The organism is Streptomyces sp. NBC_01428 (assembly GCF_036231965.1).
GTDB lineage: Bacteria > Actinomycetota > Actinomycetes > Streptomycetales > Streptomycetaceae > Streptomyces.
Genome location: NZ_CP109499.1, coordinates 7602018 through 7623966 on the forward strand (window position 1 = coordinate 7602018; position 21949 = coordinate 7623966).

The following is a 21949-nucleotide window of genomic DNA, read 5'->3' on the forward strand; positions in this document are numbered from 1 at the left end:
CGCCGCGATGGTTTGTCGAACGTGCCGTCCAGGACAGCGTTGATCTCACTGCCAGCCGAAGAGCGCGTCGCCCGCCTTCACATCGCCGTCCTCGCGGACGTCGGAGAGGGAGTCCGCCGTGGCCTCGAGAGCCACGATCGGGCACACCGGGGACTTGCCGGCGGCCTCTACGGCGGCCGGGTTCCATCGGACGACGGCCTGGCCGCGCGTCACGGTGTCCCCCTTGTTGACGAGCAGCTCGAAGCCCTCGCCGTTGAGCTGCACGGTGTCGATGCCCAGGTGGGTAAGGACGCCGTGGCCCTCGCCGTCGACGACGACGAACGCGTGCGGGTGGAGCGAGACGATCACTCCGTCCACGGGGGCGACAGCCTCCGAGGGCTCACGCACGGGGTCGATCGCCGTGCCGGGGCCGACCATGGCCCCGGAGAACACGGGGTCCGGTACTGCTGCGAGCCCGATGGCGCGTCCTGCAAGAGGGGACGTCACGGTGGTCATGGGAAGCCTCCCAGGGGTGGAGATGTATATGGGCCGTCACTGCCTGTCCCGGACGGCGCACTGTTTCAGCAGGGTATGTCATATGAAGTGCCGGTTCCGCATGAGAGGTCCCGGTTGGAGGCCGTAGAGCACGGGCGAAACGATTTGCGCCCGCTCCCGGCCCCCGTGTACTGTCGTACCCCTGCTTGAGGCTGAGCGGCGTCACCAAGCGTCGTTGCCTGGCAGCACCCAACTTGTCAGATCCTATCTCGGGGTCTCGTTCTGCATGTTTGCGGGACGGTGGTCAGAGAGACAGGAAATCGCTGATAGAGTCGGACTCGCCGGAAAGGGAAACGCGAAAGCGAAAACCTGGAAAGCGCCGAGGAAATCGGATACGGAAACGGTCTGGTAGAGTCGGAAACGCAAGACCGAAGGGAAGCGCCCGGAGGAAAGCCCGAGAGGGTGAGTACAAAGGAAGCGTCCGTTCCTTGAGAACTCAACAGCGTGCCAAAAATCAACGCCAGATTTGTTGATACCCCGTCTCCGGCCGATCGGCCGGGACGAGGTTCCTTTGAAAAAAAGTCCTGCCCCCTTGGGGTAGGCGCACAGCGAGGACGCTGTGAACGACCGGTCCTATTCCGACCGGTTGTTCCGCTCTCGTGGTGTCGTCCCGATTACGGGAAAACATTCACGGAGAGTTTGATCCTGGCTCAGGACGAACGCTGGCGGCGTGCTTAACACATGCAAGTCGAACGATGAAGCCCTTCGGGGTGGATTAGTGGCGAACGGGTGAGTAACACGTGGGCAATCTGCCCTTCACTCTGGGACAAGCCCTGGAAACGGGGTCTAATACCGGATAACACTCCTGCCTGCATGGGTGGGGGTTAAAAGCTCCGGCGGTGAAGGATGAGCCCGCGGCCTATCAGCTTGTTGGTGAGGTAGTGGCTCACCAAGGCGACGACGGGTAGCCGGCCTGAGAGGGCGACCGGCCACACTGGGACTGAGACACGGCCCAGACTCCTACGGGAGGCAGCAGTGGGGAATATTGCACAATGGGCGAAAGCCTGATGCAGCGACGCCGCGTGAGGGATGACGGCCTTCGGGTTGTAAACCTCTTTCAGCAGGGAAGAAGCGAAAGTGACGGTACCTGCAGAAGAAGCGCCGGCTAACTACGTGCCAGCAGCCGCGGTAATACGTAGGGCGCAAGCGTTGTCCGGAATTATTGGGCGTAAAGAGCTCGTAGGCGGCTTGTCACGTCGGTTGTGAAAGCCCGGGGCTTAACCCCGGGTCTGCAGTCGATACGGGCAGGCTAGAGTGTGGTAGGGGAGATCGGAATTCCTGGTGTAGCGGTGAAATGCGCAGATATCAGGAGGAACACCGGTGGCGAAGGCGGATCTCTGGGCCATTACTGACGCTGAGGAGCGAAAGCGTGGGGAGCGAACAGGATTAGATACCCTGGTAGTCCACGCCGTAAACGGTGGGAACTAGGTGTTGGCGACATTCCACGTCGTCGGTGCCGCAGCTAACGCATTAAGTTCCCCGCCTGGGGAGTACGGCCGCAAGGCTAAAACTCAAAGGAATTGACGGGGGCCCGCACAAGCAGCGGAGCATGTGGCTTAATTCGACGCAACGCGAAGAACCTTACCAAGGCTTGACATACACCGGAAAGCATTAGAGATAGTGCCCCCCTTGTGGTCGGTGTACAGGTGGTGCATGGCTGTCGTCAGCTCGTGTCGTGAGATGTTGGGTTAAGTCCCGCAACGAGCGCAACCCTTGTTCTGTGTTGCCAGCATGCCCTTCGGGGTGATGGGGACTCACAGGAGACTGCCGGGGTCAACTCGGAGGAAGGTGGGGACGACGTCAAGTCATCATGCCCCTTATGTCTTGGGCTGCACACGTGCTACAATGGCAGGTACAAAGAGCTGCGAAGCCGTGAGGCGGAGCGAATCTCAAAAAGCCTGTCTCAGTTCGGATTGGGGTCTGCAACTCGACCCCATGAAGTCGGAGTTGCTAGTAATCGCAGATCAGCATTGCTGCGGTGAATACGTTCCCGGGCCTTGTACACACCGCCCGTCACGTCACGAAAGTCGGTAACACCCGAAGCCGGTGGCCCAACCCCTTGTGGGAGGGAGCTGTCGAAGGTGGGACTGGCGATTGGGACGAAGTCGTAACAAGGTAGCCGTACCGGAAGGTGCGGCTGGATCACCTCCTTTCTAAGGAGCATCTAGGCCGCCAAGCTTGCTTGGTGGTCCAGGGCCATTACGTCGGCATACGTTCGACGGTGGTTGCTCATGGGTGGAACGTTGATTATTCGACACTCAAGTCATTTCGGGCTGCAAGTACTGTTCTTCGGAGCGTGGAAAGCTGATCACGAGTGGTGAGGGTGTCGGGCACGCTGTTGGGTGTCTGAAGGTACGGCCGAAAGGCTGCCTTCAGTGCCGGCCCCAGTGAACTCCGGTGGTAACCGGGGGTGATGGGTGGTTGGTCGTTGTTTGAGAACTGCACAGTGGACGCGAGCATCTGTGGCCAAGTTTTTAAGGGCGCACGGTGGATGCCTTGGCACCAGGAACCGATGAAGGACGTGGGAGGCCACGATAGTCCCCGGGGAGCCGTCAACCAGGCTTTGATCCGGGGGTTTCCGAATGGGGAAACCCGGCAGTCGTCATGGGCTGTCACCCACTGCTGAACACATAGGCAGTGTGGAGGGAACGCGGGGAAGTGAAACATCTCAGTACCCGCAGGAAGAGAAAACAACCGTGATTCCGGGAGTAGTGGCGAGCGAAACCGGATGAGGCCAAACCTTGTATGTGTGAGACCCGGCAGGGGTTGCATGCAAGGGGTTGTGGGATCTCTCTTTCACAGTCTGCCGGCTGTGAGGCGAGTCAGAAACCGTTGATGTAGACGAAGGACATGCGAAAGGTCCGGCGTAGAGGGTAAGACCCCCGTAGTCGAAACATCAACGGCTCGTTTGAGAGACACCCAAGTAGCACGGGGCCCGAGAAATCCCGTGTGAATCTGGCGGGACCACCCGCTAAGCCTAAATATTCCCTGGTGACCGATAGCGGATAGTACCGTGAGGGAATGGTGAAAAGTACCGCGGGAGCGGAGTGAAATAGTACCTGAAACCGTGTGCCTACAAGCCGTGGGAGCGTCGGATATGTGCTTGCACATATCTCGTGACTGCGTGCCTTTTGAAGAATGAGCCTGCGAGTTTGCGGTGTGTTGCGAGGTTAACCCGTGTGGGGAAGCCGTAGCGAAAGCGAGTCCGAATAGGGCGATTTAGTAGCGCGCTCAAGACCCGAAGCGGAGTGATCTAGCCATGGGCAGGTTGAAGCGGCTGTAAGAGGTCGTGGAGGACCGAACCCACCAGGGTTGAAAACCTGGGGGATGACCTGTGGTTAGGGGTGAAAGGCCAATCAAACTCCGTGATAGCTGGTTCTCCCCGAAATGCATTTAGGTGCAGCGTCGTGTGTTTCTTGCCGGAGGTAGAGCACTGGATAGGCGATGGGCCCTACCGGGTTACTGACCTTAGCCAAACTCCGAATGCCGGTAAGTGAGAGCACGGCAGTGAGACTGTGGGGGATAAGCTCCATGGTCGAGAGGGAAACAGCCCAGAGCATCGACTAAGGCCCCTAAGCGTACGCTAAGTGGGAAAGGATGTGGAGTCGCACAGACAACCAGGAGGTTGGCTTAGAAGCAGCCACCCTTGAAAGAGTGCGTAATAGCTCACTGGTCTAGTGATTCCGCGCCGACAATGTAGCGGGGCTCAAGCGTACCGCCGAAGTCGTGTCATTGCAGCAATAGGGCCAACGCCCGCTGTGATGGGTAGGGGAGCGTCGTGTGCCGGGTGAAGCCGCGCCGGAAGGCAGTGGTGGACGGTTCACGAGTGAGAATGCAGGCATGAGTAGCGATACACACGTGAGAAACGTGTGCGCCGATTGACTAAGGGTTCCTGGGTCAAGCTGATCTGCCCAGGGTAAGTCGGGACCTAAGGCGAGGCCGACAGGCGTAGTCGATGGATAACCGGTTGATATTCCGGTACCCGCTGTGAAGCGTCAAACATCGAGCCCATTAATGCTAAGGCCGTGAAGCCGCCCTGATCTCTTCGGAGTTGAGGGGAGTGGTGGAGCCGCCGGCCCAAGGTGGTAGTAGGTGAGTGATGGGGTGACGCAGGAAGGTAGTCCATCCCGGGCGGTGGTTGTCCCGGGGTAAGGGTGTAGGCCGTGTGATAGGTAAATCCGTCACACATTAAGGCTGAGACCTGATGCCGAGCCGATTGTGGTGAAGTGGATGATCCTATGCTGTCGAGAAAAGCCTCTAGCGAGTTTCATGGCGGCCCGTACCCTAAACCGACTCAGGTGGTCAGGTAGAGAATACCGAGGCGTTCGGGTGAACTATGGTTAAGGAACTCGGCAAAATGCCCCCGTAACTTCGGGAGAAGGGGGCCATCACTGGTGATCCGATTTACTCGGTGAGCTGGGGGTGGCCGCAGAGACCAGCGAGAAGCGACTGTTTACTAAAAACACAGGTCCGTGCGAAGCCGTAAGGCGATGTATACGGACTGACGCCTGCCCGGTGCTGGAACGTTAAGGGGACCGGTTAGTCACTCTTCGGGGTGGCGAAGCTGAGAACTTAAGCGCCAGTAAACGGCGGTGGTAACTATAACCATCCTAAGGTAGCGAAATTCCTTGTCGGGTAAGTTCCGACCTGCACGAATGGCGTAACGACTTCTCGACTGTCTCAACCATAGGCCCGGTGAAATTGCACTACGAGTAAAGATGCTCGTTTCGCGCAGCAGGACGGAAAGACCCCGGGACCTTTACTACAGTTTGATATTGGTGTTCGGTTCGGCTTGTGTAGGATAGCTGGGAGACTTTGAAGTCATGGCGCCAGCCATGGTGGAGTCGTCGTTGAAATACCAGTCTGGTCGTGCTGGATGTCTAACCTGGGTCCGTGATCCGGATCAGGGACAGTGTCTGATGGGTAGTTTAACTGGGGCGGTTGCCTCCTAAAGAGTAACGGAGGCGCCCAAAGGTTCCCTCAGCCTGGTTGGTAATCAGGTGTTGAGTGTAAGTGCACAAGGGAGCTTGACTGTGAGACCGACGGGTCGAGCAGGGACGAAAGTCGGGACTAGTGATCCGGCGGTGGCTTGTGGAAGCGCCGTCGCTCAACGGATAAAAGGTACCCCGGGGATAACAGGCTGATCTTCCCCAAGAGTCCATATCGACGGGATGGTTTGGCACCTCGATGTCGGCTCGTCGCATCCTGGGGCTGGAGTCGGTCCCAAGGGTTGGGCTGTTCGCCCATTAAAGCGGTACGCGAGCTGGGTTTAGAACGTCGTGAGACAGTTCGGTCCCTATCCGCTGTGCGCGTAGGAATATTGAGAAGGGCTGTCCCTAGTACGAGAGGACCGGGACGGACGAACCTCTGGTGTGCCAGTTGTCCTGCCAAGGGCATGGCTGGTTGGCTACGTTCGGGAGGGATAACCGCTGAAAGCATCTAAGCGGGAAGCCTGCTTCGAGATGAGTATTCCCACCCCCTTGAGGGGTTAAGGCTCCCAGTAGACGACTGGGTTGATAGGCCAGATCTGGAAGGCGGGTAACCGCTGGAGGTGACTGGTACTAATAGGCCGAGGGCTTGTCCTCAGTTGCTCGCGTCCACTGTGTTGGTTCTGAAACCACGAACAACCGTCGTAGCTATGCCACGGCTCCGGTTGACAGTTTCATAGTGTTTCGGTGGTCATAGCGTGAGGGAAACGCCCGGTTACATTCCGAACCCGGAAGCTAAGCCTCACAGCGCCGATGGTACTGCAGGGGGGACCCTGTGGGAGAGTAGGACGCCGCCGAACTAATATTAGAGCTCCGGCTTTCAGGATTTCGATCCTGAGAGCCGGAGCTTTTTTGTTTTCCGGAGGATTTATCCCTGATGCCGCGACCCCTCTGCGCCGGTGCGAGGAGCCTGCGGGTAAGGTCAGGGGGCATCGTTGGCTCGTTTCCCACAGGAGGCCCCCGGGTGGAGGTCCAGGAGACCCGCGTTCAGACGGACCGGGTCCTCACCATCCCGAACATCCTCAGCATGGCGCGTCTCGCCGGCGTCCCCATCTTCCTGTGGTTGATCCTCAGGCCGGAGTTCGGTGGCCCCAAGAGCGACGGCTGGGCCCTGCTCGTCCTCATGCTCAGCGGTATCAGCGACTACCTGGACGGAAAGCTCGCCCGGCGCTGGAACCAGATCAGCAGCCTCGGCCGGCTGTTGGACCCCGCGGCCGACCGGCTGTACATCCTGTCGACGCTCGTCGGTCTCACCTGGCGCGAGATTCTCCCGCTCTGGCTGACGGCCGCCCTGCTGGCACGTGAGCTGGTCCTGCTCGTCATGGTGGGCATCCTCCGACGCCACGGCTATCCGCCGCCGCAGGTGAACTTCCTCGGCAAGGCAGCCACCTTCAACCTGATGTACGCCTTCCCGTTGTTGCTGCTCAGCGACGCGGGCGGCTGGATCGGGACAGTCGGCGCTATTTTCGGATGGGCGTTCACCGGATGGGGTACAACCCTCTATTGGTGGGCAGGAGTCCTCTACGTGGTGCAGGTCCGCCGGCTGATCCGAGCGGACACCTTGACCGATTGAGCTCGGCCCCCGTTGGGGCGGCTTCTGAAGTGCCCCGATGGCCCCCGCTCGAGAACTGCGGGACAATCAGGACGGGTGAAGTCGGCTGTACCGTCGTCTCTTAGAGGAGGACGCTTCCGACATGAAGGCCGTCGTGATGGCCGGCGGCGAAGGCACACGCCTTCGCCCTATGACCTCAAGCATGCCCAAGCCGCTCCTGCCCGTGGTGAACCGCCCGATCATGGAGCACGTGCTCAGGCTGCTCAAAAGGCATGGGCTCAACGAGACCGTCGTCACCGTGCAGTTCCTGGCCTCTCTGGTCAAGAACTACTTCGGTGACGGTGAAGAGCTCGGCATGGAGCTGACCTATGCCAATGAGGAGAAGCCACTCGGTACTGCCGGGAGCGTCAAGAACGCCGAAGAGGCGTTGAAGGACGACGCCTTCCTCGTCATTTCCGGTGATGCACTCACCGACTTCGACCTCACCGAACTCATCGCTTTCCACAAGGAAAAGGGCGCGCTCGTCACCGTCTGTCTGACGCGCGTTCCCAATCCGCTGGAATTCGGCATCACCATCGTGGACGAGGAAGGCAAGGTCGAGCGCTTCCTGGAGAAGCCGACCTGGGGCCAGGTCTTCTCGGACACGGTCAACACCGGTATCTACGTCATGGAACCCGAAGTCTTCGACTACGTCGAGGCCGACGTGTCCGTCGACTGGTCCGGCGACGTCTTCCCCCAGCTGATGAAGGAAGGCAAGCCGATCTACGGCTATGTCGCCGAGGGCTACTGGGAGGACGTGGGCACCCACGAGAGCTATGTGAAGGCCCAGGCCGACGTCCTCGAAGGCAAGGTCGACGTCGAGATCGACGGATTCGAGATATCGCCGGGCGTCTGGGTGGCCGAGGGTGCGGACGTGCACCCCGACGCCGAGTTCCGTGGACCGCTGTACATCGGTGACTACGCCAAGGTCGAGGCCAACGCCGAGATCCGCGAGCACACGGTCATCGGCTCCAACGTCGTCGTCAAGAGCGGCGCGTTCGTGCACCGTGCCGTCGTGCACGACAACGTGTACATCGGACAGCAGAGCAATCTGCGTGGCTGCGTGATCGGCAAGAACACCGACATCATGCGTGCCGCCCGGATCGAGGACGGCGCGGTGATCGGCGACGAGTGCCTCGTCGGCGAAGAGTCGATCATCCAGGGCAACGTCCGTGTCTATCCGTTCAAGACCATCGAGGCCGGCGCGTTCGTCAACACCTCGGTGATCTGGGAGTCCCGCAGCCAGGCGAACCTGTTCGGCGCCCGCGGTGTCTCCGGCATCCTGAACGTCGAGATCACGCCCGAGCTCGCCGTGCGCCTTGCCGGCGCCTACGCCACGACCCTGAAGAAGGGGTCCACGGTCACCACGGCCCGCGACCACTCCAGAGGTGCCCGCGCCCTGAAGAGGGCGGTCATCTCCGCGCTCCAGGCCAGCGCCATCGACGTACGCGACCTGGAGAACGTACCGCTGCCGGTGGCACGGCAGCAGACGGCCCGGGGCAGTGCGGGCGGCATCATGATCAGGACGACACCTGGAGTGCCCGACTCCGTCGACATCATGTTCTTCGACGAACAGGGCGCCGACCTCTCCCAGGGCGGGCAGCGGAAGCTGGACCGGGTGTTCTCGCGCCAGGAGTACCGGCGTGCGTTCCCCGGCGAGATCGGCGACCTGCACTTCCCGGCGAGTGTCTTCGACTCGTACACGGGGTCGCTGCTGCGCAACGTCGACACCACCGGTATCCGGGAGTCCGGCCTCAAGGTCGTTGTGGACGCCTCCAACGGCAGCGCGGGACTCGTGCTGCCGAGCCTGCTGGGCAAGCTCGGTGTCGACTCGCTCACCATCAACCCCGGCCTGGACGAGTCCAGGCCGACGGAGACGGCGGAGTCGCGGCGGGCCGGTCTCGTGCGGCTCGGCGAGATCGTCGCGTCCGCGCGGGCGGCGTTCGGCATCCGCTTCGACCCGGTCGGTGAGCGGCTGTCGCTCGTCGACGAGAAGGGGCGGATCGTCGAGGACGACCGTGCCCTGCTGGTCATGCTCGACCTGGTGGCGGCGGAGCGGCGTAGTGGCCGGGTCGCGCTGCCGGTGACGACCACACGGATCGCCGAGCAGGTGGCGGCGTACCACGGCACGCAGGTCGAGTGGACGACGACGTCCCCCGACGACCTGACCCGGGTCGGTCGTGAGGAAGCCACGATCTTCGGCGGCGACGGGCGCGGCGGGTTCATCATTCCCGAGTTCAGCGGCGTCTTCGACGGCGCGGCCGCGTTCGTACGGCTCATCGGTCTCGTGGCGCGGACCCAGCTCACGCTCAGCCAGATCGACGCCCGGATTCCGCGGGCGCACGTCCTCAAGCGGGACCTCGCGACACCGTGGGCCGTCAAGGGTCTGGTCATGCGGCGGGTCGTCGAGGAGGCGGGCGACCGCTCCGTGGACACGACGGACGGCGTGCGGGTCGTGGAGGCCGACGGACGCTGGGTCATGGTGCTGCCCGACCCCGCGGAGGCGGTCACGCACCTGTGGGCCGAGGGCCCGGACGACGCCTCCGCCGAGGCTCTGCTCGACGAGTGGGCGGCCGTGGTGGACAGCGCCGGCCGCTGAAACATCCTTCACCCGTGCGTGTCGGACAAGTGCCCCCAAGGGGGCCTGTCCGGCACGCCGGTGGGGCCATTCGGAGGTAGCACCCGCGACGTGCGACGATGTGCGGCATGCCGCAGCAGCCCCCCGTTCGGAGCAGCGCTCCGCGCCCCTCGCGCCCGGACGCCTCCATGTCGCTGCTCACCAATGTCATGGACCACAGCCTCGACGACGGATACGCCGAGGCGGCCGCCCGCAAGCAGGCCGAGGGCGATGGTGGTCTGCCGAAGACGCTGCGGGCGAAGCTCGGACTCGCGGCGGGCCTGGTGCTCGCGGCGCTGGTGGTCACGGTGGGAGCGGCGAACGCGCGGATAGCGGCCCCGGTCGTCGCCAAGGAGCGTCAGGAACTCATCGACCGCATCGAGCGTGAGTCCTCGACCGCGGACAAGCTGGAGAAGAACGTCGACACGCTGCGCTCCGACGTGAGCGCGCGCCAGCGCGAGGCCCTCAAGAAGACCGGTGGCGGACAGGCCGACCTGGTCAGCATCCTGTCGGGCGCCACCGACGTCCACGGGCCGGGTGTGAAGCTCGTCGTGAACGACGCCAAGGAAGCCAGTACCGGCGGCGACGGGACCAATCCGCGCGAGACGTCGGGGTTCTCCGACACCGGACGTGTGCGGGACCGTGACATGCAGCGCGTGGTCAACGGGCTCTGGGAGTCGGGCGCCGAGGCCATCTCCGTCAACGGACAGCGGCTGACCGCCCTGTCGGCCATCCGGGCCGCCGGTGACGCGATACTGGTCGACAACAAGCCGCTCGTGCCGCCGTACACGGTGCTCGCGGTGGGGGACGGCCAGCGACTCAGCACCAGGTTCCAGGACAGCGCCGACGGGCTGTACCTGCACGCCCTGCAGGAGAACTACGGCATCCGGACCAGCATTTCCGCCGAGGACGACGTCCGGTTGTCCGCGGCACCGAGCGTGATCGTACGTACAGCAGAGCCGAGCACAGAGAAGGGCACATCGTGATCGCCGTACTGGGCCTCGTCGTGGGAGTCGTGGCTGGATTGTTGGTCCGGCCCGAGGTTCCGGCGGTTGTCGAGCCGTACCTTCCGATCGCCGTCGTCGCGGCGCTCGACGCCGTGTTCGGCGGCCTGCGCGCGATGCTCGACGGCATCTTCGACGACAAGGTCTTCGTGGTCTCGTTCCTGTCGAACGTGGTCGTCGCCGCACTGATCGTCTTCCTGGGCGACAAGTTGGGCGTGGGCGCCCAGCTCTCCACGGGTGTCGTCGTCGTCCTCGGCATCCGCATCTTCTCCAACGCCGCCGCGATCCGCCGGCACGTGTTCCGGGCGTGAGGCCGATGAGCAACGAAGACGAGACCCCCGAGAACCCGCTCCGCAGAGAGCTGCCGGACGAGGTCCCCGCCGCCGCGGAGGGCCCCGGTCCCGTGCAGCCGGAGCCGGTCGCCCGTCCGTCGTCCGCCGGTCGGCAGCGGCTGGTCAGCGGACTGTGGCCGCCGCGCGTCTCGCGCGCCCAACTCATCGTCGCCGTGCTGCTGTTCGGCCTCGGCTTCGGCCTGGCCGTCCAGGTGGCCTCCAACAGCGACGGGGACAGTGCCCTGCGTGGGGCCCGCCAGGAGGATCTCGTACGCATCCTCGATGAACTCGACAACCGCACTCAGCGTCTTGAAGACGAGAAGCAGGGACTCGAGGACCAGCGCACCGAGCTGGAGAACAGCTCGGACCAGGCCGAGGAGGCCCGCAAGCAGACGGTCGAGAAGGAGAAGCAACTCGGCATCCTCGCGGGCACCGTGGCCGCCCAGGGCCCCGGCATCACGCTGACGATCGACGACACCAAGGGGACGGTCAAGGCGGACATGCTGCTCGACGCGATCCAGGAGCTGCGCGCCGCGGGCGCGGAGGCGATCCAGGTGAACGGAGTGCGTGTGGTCGCCGGTACCTATCTGGCCGACTCCGGGAGCGGAGTGAAGGTCGACGGGAACAAGATCACCCAGCCGTATCGTTTCAAGGTCATCGGCAAGCCGCAGGATCTGGAGCCGGCGCTGAACATTCCGGGGGGTGTGGTGCAGACGCTGGAGAAGGAGCAGGCCACCGTCACGGTGGAGCGTTCGACGAAGATCGTCGTGGATGCCTTGCGACCGGCGGAGCGGCCTGACTACGCTCGGTCGTCCTCCCCGTGAGGTGGGTCGCATGAGGTCCGCCGGGCGAGGGCATGAGGTTGCGGGGGGTCGGCGCACCGAATGGGTGGTGCGTGGTGGAAACTGTCTGGTGGATACGGACGTTGTGAGGATGTCCGGGTCGACCGGTGTGTTCATTCAGTGTTCGTCCTGCCCCACGGGCGGGTCTGTTTCGGTCAAGGGGAATCGCCCGTGAAGTTGTTTGCGAAGTTGTTCGGCAAGAGCACGCGAGAGGGCAGCGGTGACAACGCGACGGCCCGCCACCGTGCACCGCGCCAGGGAGACGCGGCGGACGCCCAGAGCGGCGACCGCCCGCTGTTCCGTGACCAGGTCGGCGGTGCCGGTGGTCCCGGCGCGCCGTCTGTTGACCCTGCCCAGTCCGGCCGCATAGGTTTCGGGGAACCGTCAGCCTCAAGCTCGGGTGGAGGGTTCGCCTCCGATCCGTATGCGTCCCAAGCCCCTGGTGGGCAGCCGCGGCAGGAGGATCCGTCCATGTCGGCCCTGGTGTGTACGAGGTGCGGGAACCGGAACGCGGAGAACAGCCGGTTCTGCTCCAACTGCGGTGCCCCGCTGCGGGGCGGCGCGGAGCGCCCCTCCGAGACGACGTCCACGATCTCCATCTCGGGGATCGAGGCCTACGACGCAGAGGTGACGGGCCAGACGCCCTCGCCGATGCTCTCCCCGGAGGCGCAGGCGGCGGTCGACGCGCTGCCGCTCGGCTCGGCGCTCCTGGTGGTGCGCCGCGGCCCGAACTCGGGCAGTCGCTTCCTGCTGGACAGCGACCTGACCACGGCCGGTCGTCATCCGCAGAGCGACATTTTCCTCGACGACGTGACCGTGTCGCGCCGCCATGTGGAATTCCGTCGCGTGGCGGACGGGTCGTTCACCGTCGCCGATGTCGGCAGCCTGAACGGGACGTACGTCAACCGGGAGCGGATCGACCAGGTCGCCCTGTCGAACGGTGACGAGGTGCAGATCGGCAAGTACCGGCTGGTGTTCTACGCGAGCCAGCGGGGCGTCTGACCCTCCCCCAACTCCGTCCGGGGGGACACCGAGGGAATGTCCATGCTTCAAACACCGAGCGGCGGTGCCGGCAGCGGCACCGCCGCGGACAGTGGTCTGATGAGCATCGGCGCGGTGCTGAGCCAGCTGCGCGACGAGTTTCCCGAAGTAACCATCTCCAAGATCAGATTTCTGGAGTCGGAGGGGCTCGTCGAGCCGCGGCGGACCCCTTCGGGGTATCGCAAGTTCAGTGCGAACGACGTCGAGCGCCTCGGTCACGTCCTGCGCATGCAGCGCGACCACTATCTCCCGCTCAAGGTGATCCGCGAGCACCTGGACGCCCTGGAGCGCGGTGAGCAGGTACGTCTGCCCGCGGTGGGACGCCAGCGCGACTCCGGTGACGGAGAACCCCTCGGAGGGCTCTATGGCGAGCCCGAGGGGCCGACGGCGGCCCGAGTGGGCCGTGCGGAGCTGCTGGCCGCCGCGGAGATCGGTGAGCAGGAACTCGAGGAGTGGGAGTCGTACGGCCTGATCGGCCCCCTTCCGGGCGGTGTGTACGACGCCGAGGCGGTGACCGTCGCCGCACTCGTCGTGGAGCTGGGCCGCTTCGGGATCGAACCGCGGCATCTCCGGGCGATGAAGGCGGCGGCGGAGCGCGACGCGGGCCTGGTGGACCAGGTGGTGGCCCCGCTGCGGCGCCACCGCAACCCGCAGACCCGGGCGCACGCGGAGGCCCGGGCGAAGGAGCTGGCGGGGCTCACGGTGAAGCTCCACGCGGCCCTCGTGCAGACCGCGCTGGGCGTGCGACTTCCCTGATCGGGGCACCGGCGCCGCCGGTGGATCGGCCACCCGTTCTGTGCCCGACTACCCAAACGTCCCGAGCACGGCCTAGGGTTGCTGTGTGAACGAGCTCGATGTCGTAGGTGTCCGGGTGGAAATGCCCTCCAACCAACCGATCGTGCTTCTGCGTGAAGTGGGAGGCGACCGCTACCTCCCCATCTGGATCGGACCGGGGGAGGCGACGGCGATCGCCTTCGCCCAGCAGGGCATGGCCCCCGCACGACCGCTGACCCACGACCTGTTCAAGGACGTGCTGGAGGCTGTCGGCCAGGAGCTCACCGAAGTACGGATCACGGACCTTCGTGAGGGTGTGTTCTACGCGGAGCTCGTCTTCGCCAGCGGGGTCGAGGTCAGCGCGCGTCCCTCGGACGCCATAGCGCTCGCCCTGCGCACCGGCACGCCGATCTACGGCAGTGACGGGGTGCTGGACGACGCGGGTATCGCCATCCCGGACGAGCAGGAGGACGAGGTGGAGAAGTTCCGCGAGTTCCTCGACCAGATCTCACCCGAGGACTTCGGCACCAACAGCCAGTGAGGCCGGCGGCGCGGGAGTCACTTCGGCGGCATTTGCCCCTGGCGAGTGTGGTGTGCCGCGGCCCGCGCCGAGCGCATTCGGCTAGCCTTTCCCCGCGGTAGGACACGGCAAACCACTCCTTGGGTGATTATCACTCGGCGTGCCGAGTGTGGCGATCGTTGACGAGCCCCTGGTGACTGCCTACCGTCGTGAAGGCAGGTCTAGGACGGAGGTCGGCGTGAGAAGCAGCGGCGACGGTACGGCTGGGGGTGCTCCCGGACGCGGTCTGGGAGAGAGCGGCCCGTACCCTCCCCCAAGCTCTCGGCTCGACTCGAGCAGGGGGCAGCATGGCGGCGCGGCCGATCACGTTCCGCGGCGGCCGGCGGCAGTGTCCGACGAGGGAGGGACAGTTCCCGAGGAGGTCGGCTACCGGGGACCCACGGCGTGTGCCGCCGCGGGCATCACCTACCGCCAACTGGACTACTGGGCGCGGACCGGTCTGGTCGAGCCCAGCGTGCGTCCGGCCTACGGGTCGGGGACACAGCGGCTCTACAGCTTCCGTGACGTGGTGGTTCTGAAGATCGTCAAGCGATTCCTGGACACCGGGGTGTCGCTGCAGAACATCCGCACCACGGTTCAGCACCTGAGGGAGCGCGGTTTCCAGGACCTGGAGCGCATGACGCTGATGAGCGACGGTGCGACGGTCTACGAGTGCACCTCCCCGGACGAGGTCCACGCCCTGCTGCAGGGCGGCCAGGGCGTCTTCGGCATCGCCGTGGGCGTGGTGTGGCGGGACGTCGAGAGCGCCCTGTCGCAGCTGCACGGGGAGCGGGTGGACACCGGGGAGACGCTCCTCGCCAACAATCCCGCCGACGAGCTGGCTCGCAGACGGAACCGGGCCGTGTGACCGAAGCGCGCTTCCGATGACCTGATGCCCCGGCGTTGCCGGGGCATTGTCAGTGGCGTAGGGCAGCATCGGACATGTGAGAACCGCGCCCACGATCCTGCATCTCGACATGGATGCCTTCTTCGCCTCGGCGGAGCAGGCGTCCAAGCCGAGTCTGCGCGGGAAGGCCGTCGTCGTGGGCGGCCTCGGGCCCCGCGGGGTCGTCTCCACCGCTTCGTACGAGGCCCGGGTCTTCGGGGTGAACTCGGCGATGCCGATGGCACAGGCGCGCCGCCGGGCGCCGAACGCCGCGTATCTGGTGCCGCGCTTCGCTCTCTACAAAGAGGTCAGCGAGCAGGTGATGGGCCTGCTGCGGGCCCTGTCGCCGCTGGTGGAGCCGCTGAGCCTGGACGAGGCGTTCGTGGACCTGGAAGCGGGCGGAACGGCGTGGGACGAGCGCTCGGCACGGCTGGCCGGGGTGAAGCTGCGGGCGGACATCAGAGCTGTCACGGGGCTCACGGGATCGGTGGGGCTCGCCGCCTCCAAGATGCTGGCCAAGATCGCCTCGGAGCAGGCGAAACCCGACGGTCTGGTGCTGATCGATCCGGGCACCGAGCGCGAGCTGCTGGGGCCGATGTCCGTGCGGACCCTGCCGGGCGTCGGACCGGCGACGGGGGACCACCTGCGGCGGGCCGGGATCACCACGGTCGAGGAGATCGCCGAGGCGGGCGAGGACGAGCTCGTACGGCTGCTGGGGAAGGCCCATGGGCACGCGCTGTTCGCGATGGCGCTGGCGCGCGACGACCGGCCCGTGGTGTCCGACCGGGAGACGAAGTCGGTGTCGGTGGAGGACACGTACGACGTGGACATCCACGACCGGGTCCGGGTGGGCCTCGAGGTGGCGCGGCTCGCGGACCGCTGTGTGCGGCGGCTGCGCGGGGCGGGCCTGTCGGGCCGGACCATCGTGCTGAAGGTGCGCCGGTACGACTTCTCGACGCTGACCCGGTCCGAGACGCTGCGCGGGCCCACGGACGACCCCGGGGTCGTCCAGGAGGCCGCCGCGCGGCTGCTGGAGGGTGTGGACACGACCGGGGGCGTGCGGCTGCTCGGGGTGGGTGTCTCCGGGCTCGCCGACTACACGCAGGAGGACCTGTTCGCACAGGCGCAGGCACAGGCGCACGCGGAGGCCGTTGCCGCGGCGGAGCCGTCGGCGCAGGAGTTCGCGGAGGCGGAGCCGGACGGTCCCGAGGGCGGGAAGGAGCCGGCCGCGGAGCGACGGTGGTCCGCGGGGCACGACGTCCGGCATGCCGAGTTCGGGCACGGGTGGGTGCAGGGGAGCGGTCTGGGGCGGGTCACGGTGCGGTTCGAGACGCCGTACTCGGAGCCGGGCCGGGTGCGGACCTTCCGGACGGACGATCCTCGGCTGGAGCCGGCGGATCCGCTTCCGCTGGTGGAGCGGAGACCGGAGGAGCCGGGGCGGACGCCCGCGGACGTGGAGCCGGGGGCGTCGGGAGCCGGGGTACCGGAGGCCGACCCGACGGCCCCTGTGGTCTCAAGCCCAGGGGGCCAGGTGCCCTCGGGCTCCGTGGATCAGGTGTCCTCGGATCCCGCGAGCCGGCCGAAGTCACGGTCCGGCGGCGGCGGAGGGGCCGCCACGTCGAGTCCGTAGTGGTGGTAGAGCTGCAGTTCCTGCTCGGGGGAGAGGTGCCGGCCGACGCCGAAGTCGGGGGCGTCCTTGATCAGGGCCCGGTCGAAGGGGATGCGCAAGGTCCCCTCGACGACCTCACTGGGCTCCAGGGGGACGAACGCGTCCCGGCTGAACAGGCCGGTGCGTATGGCCGCCCATTCCGGTACCCCGGTCGCGTCGTCGAGGTAGACCTCGTCGATGGTGCCGATCTTGGTGCCCTTGCGGTCGAACGCCTTGCGGCCGATCAGGTTGCGCGGATCGATGTCGGTCTGCACGGTCCCTCCACGTGGTCGCAAACTCATCCGTAAGCAGTACATCCGTAAGCACTACAAAAGAGCACTTTCGGGCGGGCGGCCACTCGAAGGCAGGTGTCTTGTCCCCGCTGGTAGGCTGGCCAACGGCTGCTGATCCCGTGCGGGAGAGTCCTCCAGACTTCACCGGAGGCGCCGAAGGAGCAAATCCTCCCCGGAATCTCTCAGGCTCACGTACCGCACGGACGAGGTCACTCTGGAAAGCAGGGCGGGTGCCGATGGCCTCCGCCCTCACCGACGGTGAAAGCCGGGACGTCAGCGGACGGACCGGTGAAGCTCTCAGGTTGAGATGACAGAGGGGGAGGCCGTCGGGGTACCCGTGCCGGGGTACCCCTCGAAGGTCGCGTCAGACCAGGAGGCCTCCGCAATGACCGCCCCTCGCATTCCGCTCTCCGAGCTCGAACAGGGAATCCCCTTCGAGCAGCGCCACATCGGGCCCGACTCCGAAGCCCGGGCCAAGATGCTCGCGCAGGTCGGATACGGCTCGCTCGACGAGCTGACGGCCGCCGCGGTGCCGGACGTGATCAAGAACGCCGAGGCCCTGAAGCTGCCGGCCGCGCGCACCGAGGCCGACGTGCTGGCCGAGCTGCGTTCGCTCGCGGACCGCAACCAGGTGCTCGGCTCGATGATCGGCCTCGGTTACTACGGCACGTTCACGCCGCCGGTGATCCTGCGCAACGTCATGGAGAACCCGGCCTGGTACACGGCGTACACGCCGTACCAGCCGGAGATCTCGCAGGGCCGGCTCGAGGCGCTGCTGAACTTCCAGACCGTCGTCGCCGAGCTGACCGGTCTGCCCACCTCGGGCGCCTCGCTGCTCGACGAGGGCACCGCCGCCGCCGAGGCGATGGCGCTGTCCCGCCGCATGGGCAAGAACAAGAAGGGCCTCTTCCTGGTCGACGCGGACGCGCTGCCGCAGACCATCGCGGTCATCCAGACCCGCGCCGAGCCGACCGGCGTCGAGGTCGTCGTCGCCGACCTCGCCGAGGGCATCCCGGCCGACCTGGCCGGGCGCGAGATCAACGGCGTGCTCGTCCAGTACCCGGGTGCCTCCGGTGCCGTACGTGACATCAAGCCGCTCATCGAGCAGGCGCACGCGCTGGGCGCGGTCGTCACCGTCGCCGCCGACCTGCTCGCCCTCACGCTGCTCACCTCGCCCGGCGAGCTCGACGCGGACATCGCCGTCGGCACGACGCAGCGCTTCGGTGTCCCGATGGGCTTCGGCGGACCGCACGCCGGCTACATGGCGGTACGCGAGAAGTTCGCCCGCAGCCTCCCCGGCCGCCTCGTCGGTGTGTCCGTGGACGCCGACGGGCACAAGGCGTACCGCCTCGCCCTCCAGACGCGTGAGCAGCACATCCGTCGCGAGAAGGCGACCAGCAACATCTGCACGGCCCAGGTGCTCCTCGCCGTGATGGCCGGCATGTACGCCGTGTACCACGGCCCCGACGGGCTGCGGACCATCGCGCGCCGCACGCACCGCTACGCCACGGTGCTCGCCGCCGGGCTCACCGCCGGCGGAGTCGAGGTCGTGCACGGCGCGTACTTCGACACGCTCACCGTGCGGGTCCCGGGCCGCGCCGCCGCCGTCGTGGAGCGCGCCCGCGACCTCGGCGTCAACGTCCACGGGGCGGACGCCGACCATGTGTCGATCTCCTGCGACGAGACGACCACGCGCGCGCAGCTCGCCGCCGTGTGGACCGCGTTCGGCGTCGAGGGCGATGTCGAGGCGCTGGACGCGAGCGCGCAGGACACGTTGCCAGCCGCGCTGCTGCGCACCGACGACTACCTCACGCACCCGGTGTTCCACCAGCACCGCTCCGAGACCGCGATGCTGCGCTACCTGCGGAAGCTCTCCGACCGCGACTACGCGCTCGACCGCGGCATGATCCCGCTGGGCTCCTGCACGATGAAGCTCAACGCGACCACGGAGATGGAGCCGGTCACCTGGCCCGAGTTCGGGCAGATGCACCCCTTCGCGCCCGCCGAGCAGGCCCAGGGCTACCTCACGCTCATCCACGAGCTGGAGGACCAGCTCGCCGAGGTCACCGGGTACGACAAGGTGTCGCTGCAGCCCAACGCCGGTTCGCAGGGCGAGCTGGCCGGTCTGCTGGCCGTCCGCGGCTACCACCGCGCCAACGGCGACGACCAGCGCACCATCTGTCTCATCCCGTCCTCCGCCCACGGCACCAACGCCGCGAGCGCCGTGATGGCCGGAATGAAGGTCGTCGTCGTGAAGACGGCCGACGACGGCGAAATCGACGTCGAGGACCTGCGCGCCAAGATCGAGCAGTACCGCGACGAGCTGTCGGTGCTGATGATCACCTACCCCTCGACGCACGGTGTGTTCGAGGAGCACGTCGCCGACATCTGCGCCCAGGTGCACGAGGCCGGCGGCCAGGTCTACGTCGACGGCGCCAACCTGAACGCCCTGGTGGGTCTCGCCAAGCCGGGCCACTTCGGCGGCGACGTCTCGCACCTCAACCTGCACAAGACGTTCTGCATCCCGCACGGCGGCGGCGGTCCCGGCGTCGGCCCGGTCGGCGTGCGCGCGCACCTGGCGCCGTACCTGCCGAACCACCCGCTGCAGCCCGAGGCCGGCCCCGAGACGGGCGTCGGTCCGATCTCCGCCGCGCCGTGGGGTTCCGCGGGCATCCTGCCCATCTCCTGGTCGTACGTCCGGCTGATGGGCGGCGAGGGTCTCAAGCGCGCCACACAGGTGGCCGTGCTGTCCGCGAACTACGTGGCCAAGCGCCTGGAGCCGCACTACCCGGTGCTGTACACCGGCCCCGGCGGACTGGTCGCGCACGAGTGCATCATCGACCTGCGCCCGCTGACCAAGGCGACCGGCGTCAGCGTGGACGACATCGCCAAGCGCCTGATCGACTACGGCTTCCACGCGCCGACGATGTCGTTCCCGGTGGCCGGCACTCTGATGATCGAGCCGACCGAGTCCGAGGACCTCGGCGAGCTGGACCGGTTCTGCGACGCGATGATCGCGATCCGCGCGGAGATCGAGAAGGTCGGCTCCGGCGAGTGGGCCGTCGACGACAACCCGCTGCGGGGGGCGCCGCACACGGCCGCCGCGCTCGGCGGTGACTGGGAGCACGCGTACAGCCGCGAGGAGGCCGTGTTCCCCGCCGGTGTCTCGGCAGCGGACAAGTACTGGCCGCCGGTCCGCCGGATCGACCAGGCCTACGGCGACCGGAACCTCGTCTGCTCCTGCCCGCCGCTGGACGCCTACGAGGACTGATCGGCACACCGAACGCGGGTGGTCACCCGCAGTGACCACCCGCGGAGATGCGTCGGGGCCGGTTCGGAGAGTACGTCTCCGGGCCGGCCCCTCGTCTGTCTGGGCGGCCCTGTCGGGGCCGCCCGGGTGTGCGGGTCAGGCAGCGGTCATTACCGCGGCGCCGCCCAGCGGGCGGTGCGGGGCGATGATCCGGCCGTCCGGCAGGAGCTCACCGGTGTCCTCGAAGAGGAGAACGCCGTTGCACAGCAGGCTCCATCCCTGTTCCGGGTGATGCGCCACGAGACGGGCGGACTCCCGGTCGGCGGACGCGGCTGACGGGCACGGTGGCTGGTGCTGGCACATGGGTGGGATCTTTCGCTGGGTCGAGAGGTCAGTGATGGATGTGGTGTCTGTCCCGCGGCTCGAAGTACTCATGGCCGCCCCCCGTTGGTGTGTGGTCTGGAACCCAGTGTTGCCCCACGGGCGTCGATCCGCAGGGATTTGACGGCACCGCTTCTCACAGGTTGATGACGCATCACCCGTGCGGACGGTTCATCCCAACTGCAGTACCTCTTCGGGTGGTTCGAGGTGACCGAATAGGGCTAGTCCGGTCGGGTCGGGAGGGCGTCCTCCCTCGTACGAGCGTTGTGGAGCCCCGATGAGCGGGCCGGTGGTCCGGGGTCGTGACAGCGCTGTGCCCCGCGGCCGGCCGTCGGCCGCGGGGCACGGTGGTCGTCGGGTCAGGCGGGTGAGCCGAGCAGCGGTCCGGGAGTGACGGGGGTGACCCGGTGGGTGAGCACCGGGAGGAGTTCGGCGACGCGGTGCGGGCGGTGCGCGGCGATGCCGGGAGGGGCGGGGGCCAGGGGGACGAGGAGGTCGGTGGCGGCCGGATGGCCGTCGGCGCCGTCGGCCGTGATGTCGCCGTGCAGCCAGAGGGTCAGCATGTACAGCTCGGGTACGGACAACAGACGTGCCTGGTAGGGCTGGTGCATGGCTTCGGCCTGTCGCAGGGCGTGTTCCGTGGCGGCGATGTAAGGCCCCTCGAAGAAGCGCGAGAAGGCCCAGCCGTCCGGCGTCAGCATGGTGTCGGCGGCTGCCACCGCGCGGTCCCCGCTGCGGAGCAGGAACCGCCACCCCGCGAGCCGGGTGGTGGACGCGCCCGCGGGCGTGATGCGGTCCAGGACATGGACGGGCAGCGGGAGTTCGGGCGTGATCGGTCCCTGCGCCAGGCGCAGGGAGGGCGTTCGGGCTTCGCGGACGGCGGTGGGAGAACCGAGTGCCGTGAGGACGGTGCGCAGGGCGGGCGCGGGAGCCGGAGGTACGTGCAGCGGCATGGTGGGTCGCCTCTCGTTCGACAGGCACAGTGGCGCGAGGGAGGGGGCGGACGGCGCTGTCAGCTCTCGGGTCAGAGGGGCGTGGGGTCTGGATCCGCCGGCAGGAATGCCGCCTGTCGTCGTCACCGTGACGACAGGACCTAGGACCGCGAGCGCAAACTCTCTGCCTCGGTAGCGGAGTTTATACGACACGTGTTCATACAGTGTTTCGGCTAGTCGTCCCGAATATGAAGAACAAGGCACTATTCGGTCGCGA

Annotated in this window: 15 protein-coding genes, 3 rRNA genes and 1 riboswitch; of the genes, 14 read left to right on the forward strand and 4 right to left on the reverse strand. The window is 66.3% G+C overall.

Features of this window, described 5'->3' with window-relative positions:
• Window positions 1–45: 45 nt before the first annotated feature.
• A complete protein-coding gene (locus OG406_RS32975; protein WP_164369446.1) occupies window positions 46–495 on the reverse strand; it encodes a PTS sugar transporter subunit IIA in 450 nt (149 codons plus the stop codon).
• 666 nt (window positions 496–1161) lie between these two features.
• Here OG406_RS32975 and OG406_RS32980 point away from each other — a divergent pair.
• From OG406_RS32980 to OG406_RS33040, 13 genes are all read left to right on the forward strand, one after another.
• Window positions 1162–2687: ribosomal RNA gene (locus OG406_RS32980) — 16S ribosomal RNA — on the forward strand.
• A 311-nt stretch (window positions 2688–2998) separates the two neighbouring features.
• Window positions 2999–6119: ribosomal RNA gene (locus tag OG406_RS32985) — 23S ribosomal RNA — on the forward strand.
• 86 nt (window positions 6120–6205) lie between these two features.
• Window positions 6206–6322 (forward strand): 5S ribosomal RNA (rrf, locus tag OG406_RS32990).
• Together the 16S, 23S and 5S rRNA genes form the textbook arrangement of a ribosomal RNA operon.
• Before the next feature lie 164 nt (window positions 6323–6486).
• Window positions 6487–7095: a CDP-alcohol phosphatidyltransferase family protein gene (locus OG406_RS32995; RefSeq protein WP_164374838.1), complete on the forward strand. Its 609-nt coding sequence runs from the start codon at window positions 6487–6489 to the stop codon at window positions 7093–7095.
• A 121-nt stretch (window positions 7096–7216) separates the two neighbouring features.
• Window positions 7217–9712, forward strand: a complete 2496-nt coding sequence (locus tag OG406_RS33000) for a mannose-1-phosphate guanyltransferase (protein ID WP_329189234.1) — start codon at window positions 7217–7219, stop codon at window positions 9710–9712.
• A 98-nt stretch (window positions 9713–9810) separates the two neighbouring features.
• On the forward strand, window positions 9811–10716 hold the full coding sequence (locus tag OG406_RS33005; protein ID WP_203661379.1) for a DUF881 domain-containing protein: 906 nt from the start codon (window positions 9811–9813) through the stop codon (window positions 10714–10716).
• Window positions 10713–11045: a small basic family protein gene (locus OG406_RS33010; protein ID WP_003988855.1), complete on the forward strand. Its 333-nt coding sequence runs from the start codon at window positions 10713–10715 to the stop codon at window positions 11043–11045. The genes OG406_RS33005 and OG406_RS33010 overlap by 4 nt, the downstream gene beginning before the upstream one ends.
• Window positions 11046–11050: 5 nt before the next feature.
• Entirely contained in the window at window positions 11051–11890 is an 840-nt protein-coding gene (locus tag OG406_RS33015) for a DUF881 domain-containing protein (protein ID WP_081223234.1), read from the forward strand.
• A 60-nt stretch (window positions 11891–11950) separates the two neighbouring features.
• Complete coding sequence (locus OG406_RS33020; RefSeq protein WP_164374837.1) at window positions 11951–12910, forward strand: FHA domain-containing protein; 960 nt, start codon at window positions 11951–11953, stop codon at window positions 12908–12910.
• A gap of 42 nt (window positions 12911–12952) precedes the next feature.
• Complete coding sequence (gene ftsR / locus OG406_RS33025; RefSeq protein ID WP_329189236.1) at window positions 12953–13705, forward strand: transcriptional regulator FtsR; 753 nt, start codon at window positions 12953–12955, stop codon at window positions 13703–13705.
• 85 nt (window positions 13706–13790) lie between these two features.
• Window positions 13791–14264 (forward strand): bifunctional nuclease family protein, encoded by a 474-nt coding sequence (locus OG406_RS33030; RefSeq protein ID WP_006123076.1) that lies wholly within the window; start codon window positions 13791–13793, stop codon window positions 14262–14264.
• 217 nt (window positions 14265–14481) lie between these two features.
• On the forward strand, window positions 14482–15150 hold the full coding sequence (locus OG406_RS33035) for a MerR family transcriptional regulator (protein WP_267050208.1): 669 nt from the start codon (window positions 14482–14484) through the stop codon (window positions 15148–15150).
• 76 nt (window positions 15151–15226) lie between these two features.
• Window positions 15227–16798 (forward strand): DNA polymerase IV, encoded by a 1572-nt coding sequence (locus OG406_RS33040; protein ID WP_329189238.1) that lies wholly within the window; start codon window positions 15227–15229, stop codon window positions 16796–16798.
• On the opposite strand, the gene OG406_RS33045 is transcribed toward OG406_RS33040, so the two are convergent.
• The gene (locus tag OG406_RS33045) at window positions 16720–17091 is read right to left on the reverse strand and encodes a PRC-barrel domain-containing protein (RefSeq protein WP_081223231.1); all 372 of its coding nucleotides are present in this window, start codon (window positions 17089–17091) and stop codon (window positions 16720–16722) included. The genes OG406_RS33040 and OG406_RS33045 overlap by 79 nt on opposite strands.
• 130 nt (window positions 17092–17221) lie before the next feature.
• Window positions 17222–17317: riboswitch (glycine riboswitch) on the forward strand.
• A gap of 177 nt (window positions 17318–17494) precedes the next feature.
• Here OG406_RS33045 and gcvP point away from each other — a divergent pair.
• The gene (gene gcvP / locus OG406_RS33050; RefSeq protein ID WP_329189241.1) at window positions 17495–20380 is read left to right on the forward strand and encodes an aminomethyl-transferring glycine dehydrogenase; all 2886 of its coding nucleotides are present in this window, start codon (window positions 17495–17497) and stop codon (window positions 20378–20380) included.
• Between the two features lie 135 nt (window positions 20381–20515).
• Here the strand turns inward: gcvP and OG406_RS33055 are convergent, their stop codons facing one another.
• Both OG406_RS33055 and OG406_RS33060 read right to left on the reverse strand, forming a co-directional pair.
• On the reverse strand, window positions 20516–20722 hold the full coding sequence (locus OG406_RS33055; protein ID WP_081223229.1) for a DUF5999 family protein: 207 nt from the start codon (window positions 20720–20722) through the stop codon (window positions 20516–20518).
• Window positions 20723–21099: 377 nt separating this feature from the next.
• Window positions 21100–21693, reverse strand: coding sequence for a hypothetical protein (locus OG406_RS33060; RefSeq protein WP_164374832.1), 594 nt, complete (start codon window positions 21691–21693; stop codon window positions 21100–21102).
• Between the last annotated feature and the right edge of the window lie 256 nt (window positions 21694–21949).

What these genes read in the sequence shown, in the direction of transcription:
- OG406_RS32975 (WP_164369446.1), bottom strand. Translation starts at nt 495, where the DNA reads ATGACCACCGTGACGTCCCCTCTTGCAGGACGCGCCATCGGGCTCGCA.
- OG406_RS33000 (WP_329189234.1), top strand. Translation starts at nt 7,217, where the DNA reads ATGAAGGCCGTCGTGATGGCCGGCGGCGAAGGCACACGCCTTCGCCCT.
- OG406_RS33005 (WP_203661379.1), top strand. Translation starts at nt 9,811, where the DNA reads ATGTGCGGCATGCCGCAGCAGCCCCCCGTTCGGAGCAGCGCTCCGCGC.
- OG406_RS33015 (WP_081223234.1), top strand. Translation starts at nt 11,051, where the DNA reads ATGAGCAACGAAGACGAGACCCCCGAGAACCCGCTCCGCAGAGAGCTG.
- OG406_RS33020 (WP_164374837.1), top strand. Translation starts at nt 11,951, where the DNA reads ATGGGTGGTGCGTGGTGGAAACTGTCTGGTGGATACGGACGTTGTGAG.
- ftsR (WP_329189236.1), top strand. Translation starts at nt 12,953, where the DNA reads ATGCTTCAAACACCGAGCGGCGGTGCCGGCAGCGGCACCGCCGCGGAC.
- gcvP (WP_329189241.1), top strand. Translation starts at nt 17,495, where the DNA reads ATGACCGCCCCTCGCATTCCGCTCTCCGAGCTCGAACAGGGAATCCCC.
- OG406_RS33055 (WP_081223229.1), bottom strand. Translation starts at nt 20,722, where the DNA reads ATGTGCCAGCACCAGCCACCGTGCCCGTCAGCCGCGTCCGCCGACCGG.
- OG406_RS33060 (WP_164374832.1), bottom strand. Translation starts at nt 21,693, where the DNA reads ATGCCGCTGCACGTACCTCCGGCTCCCGCGCCCGCCCTGCGCACCGTC.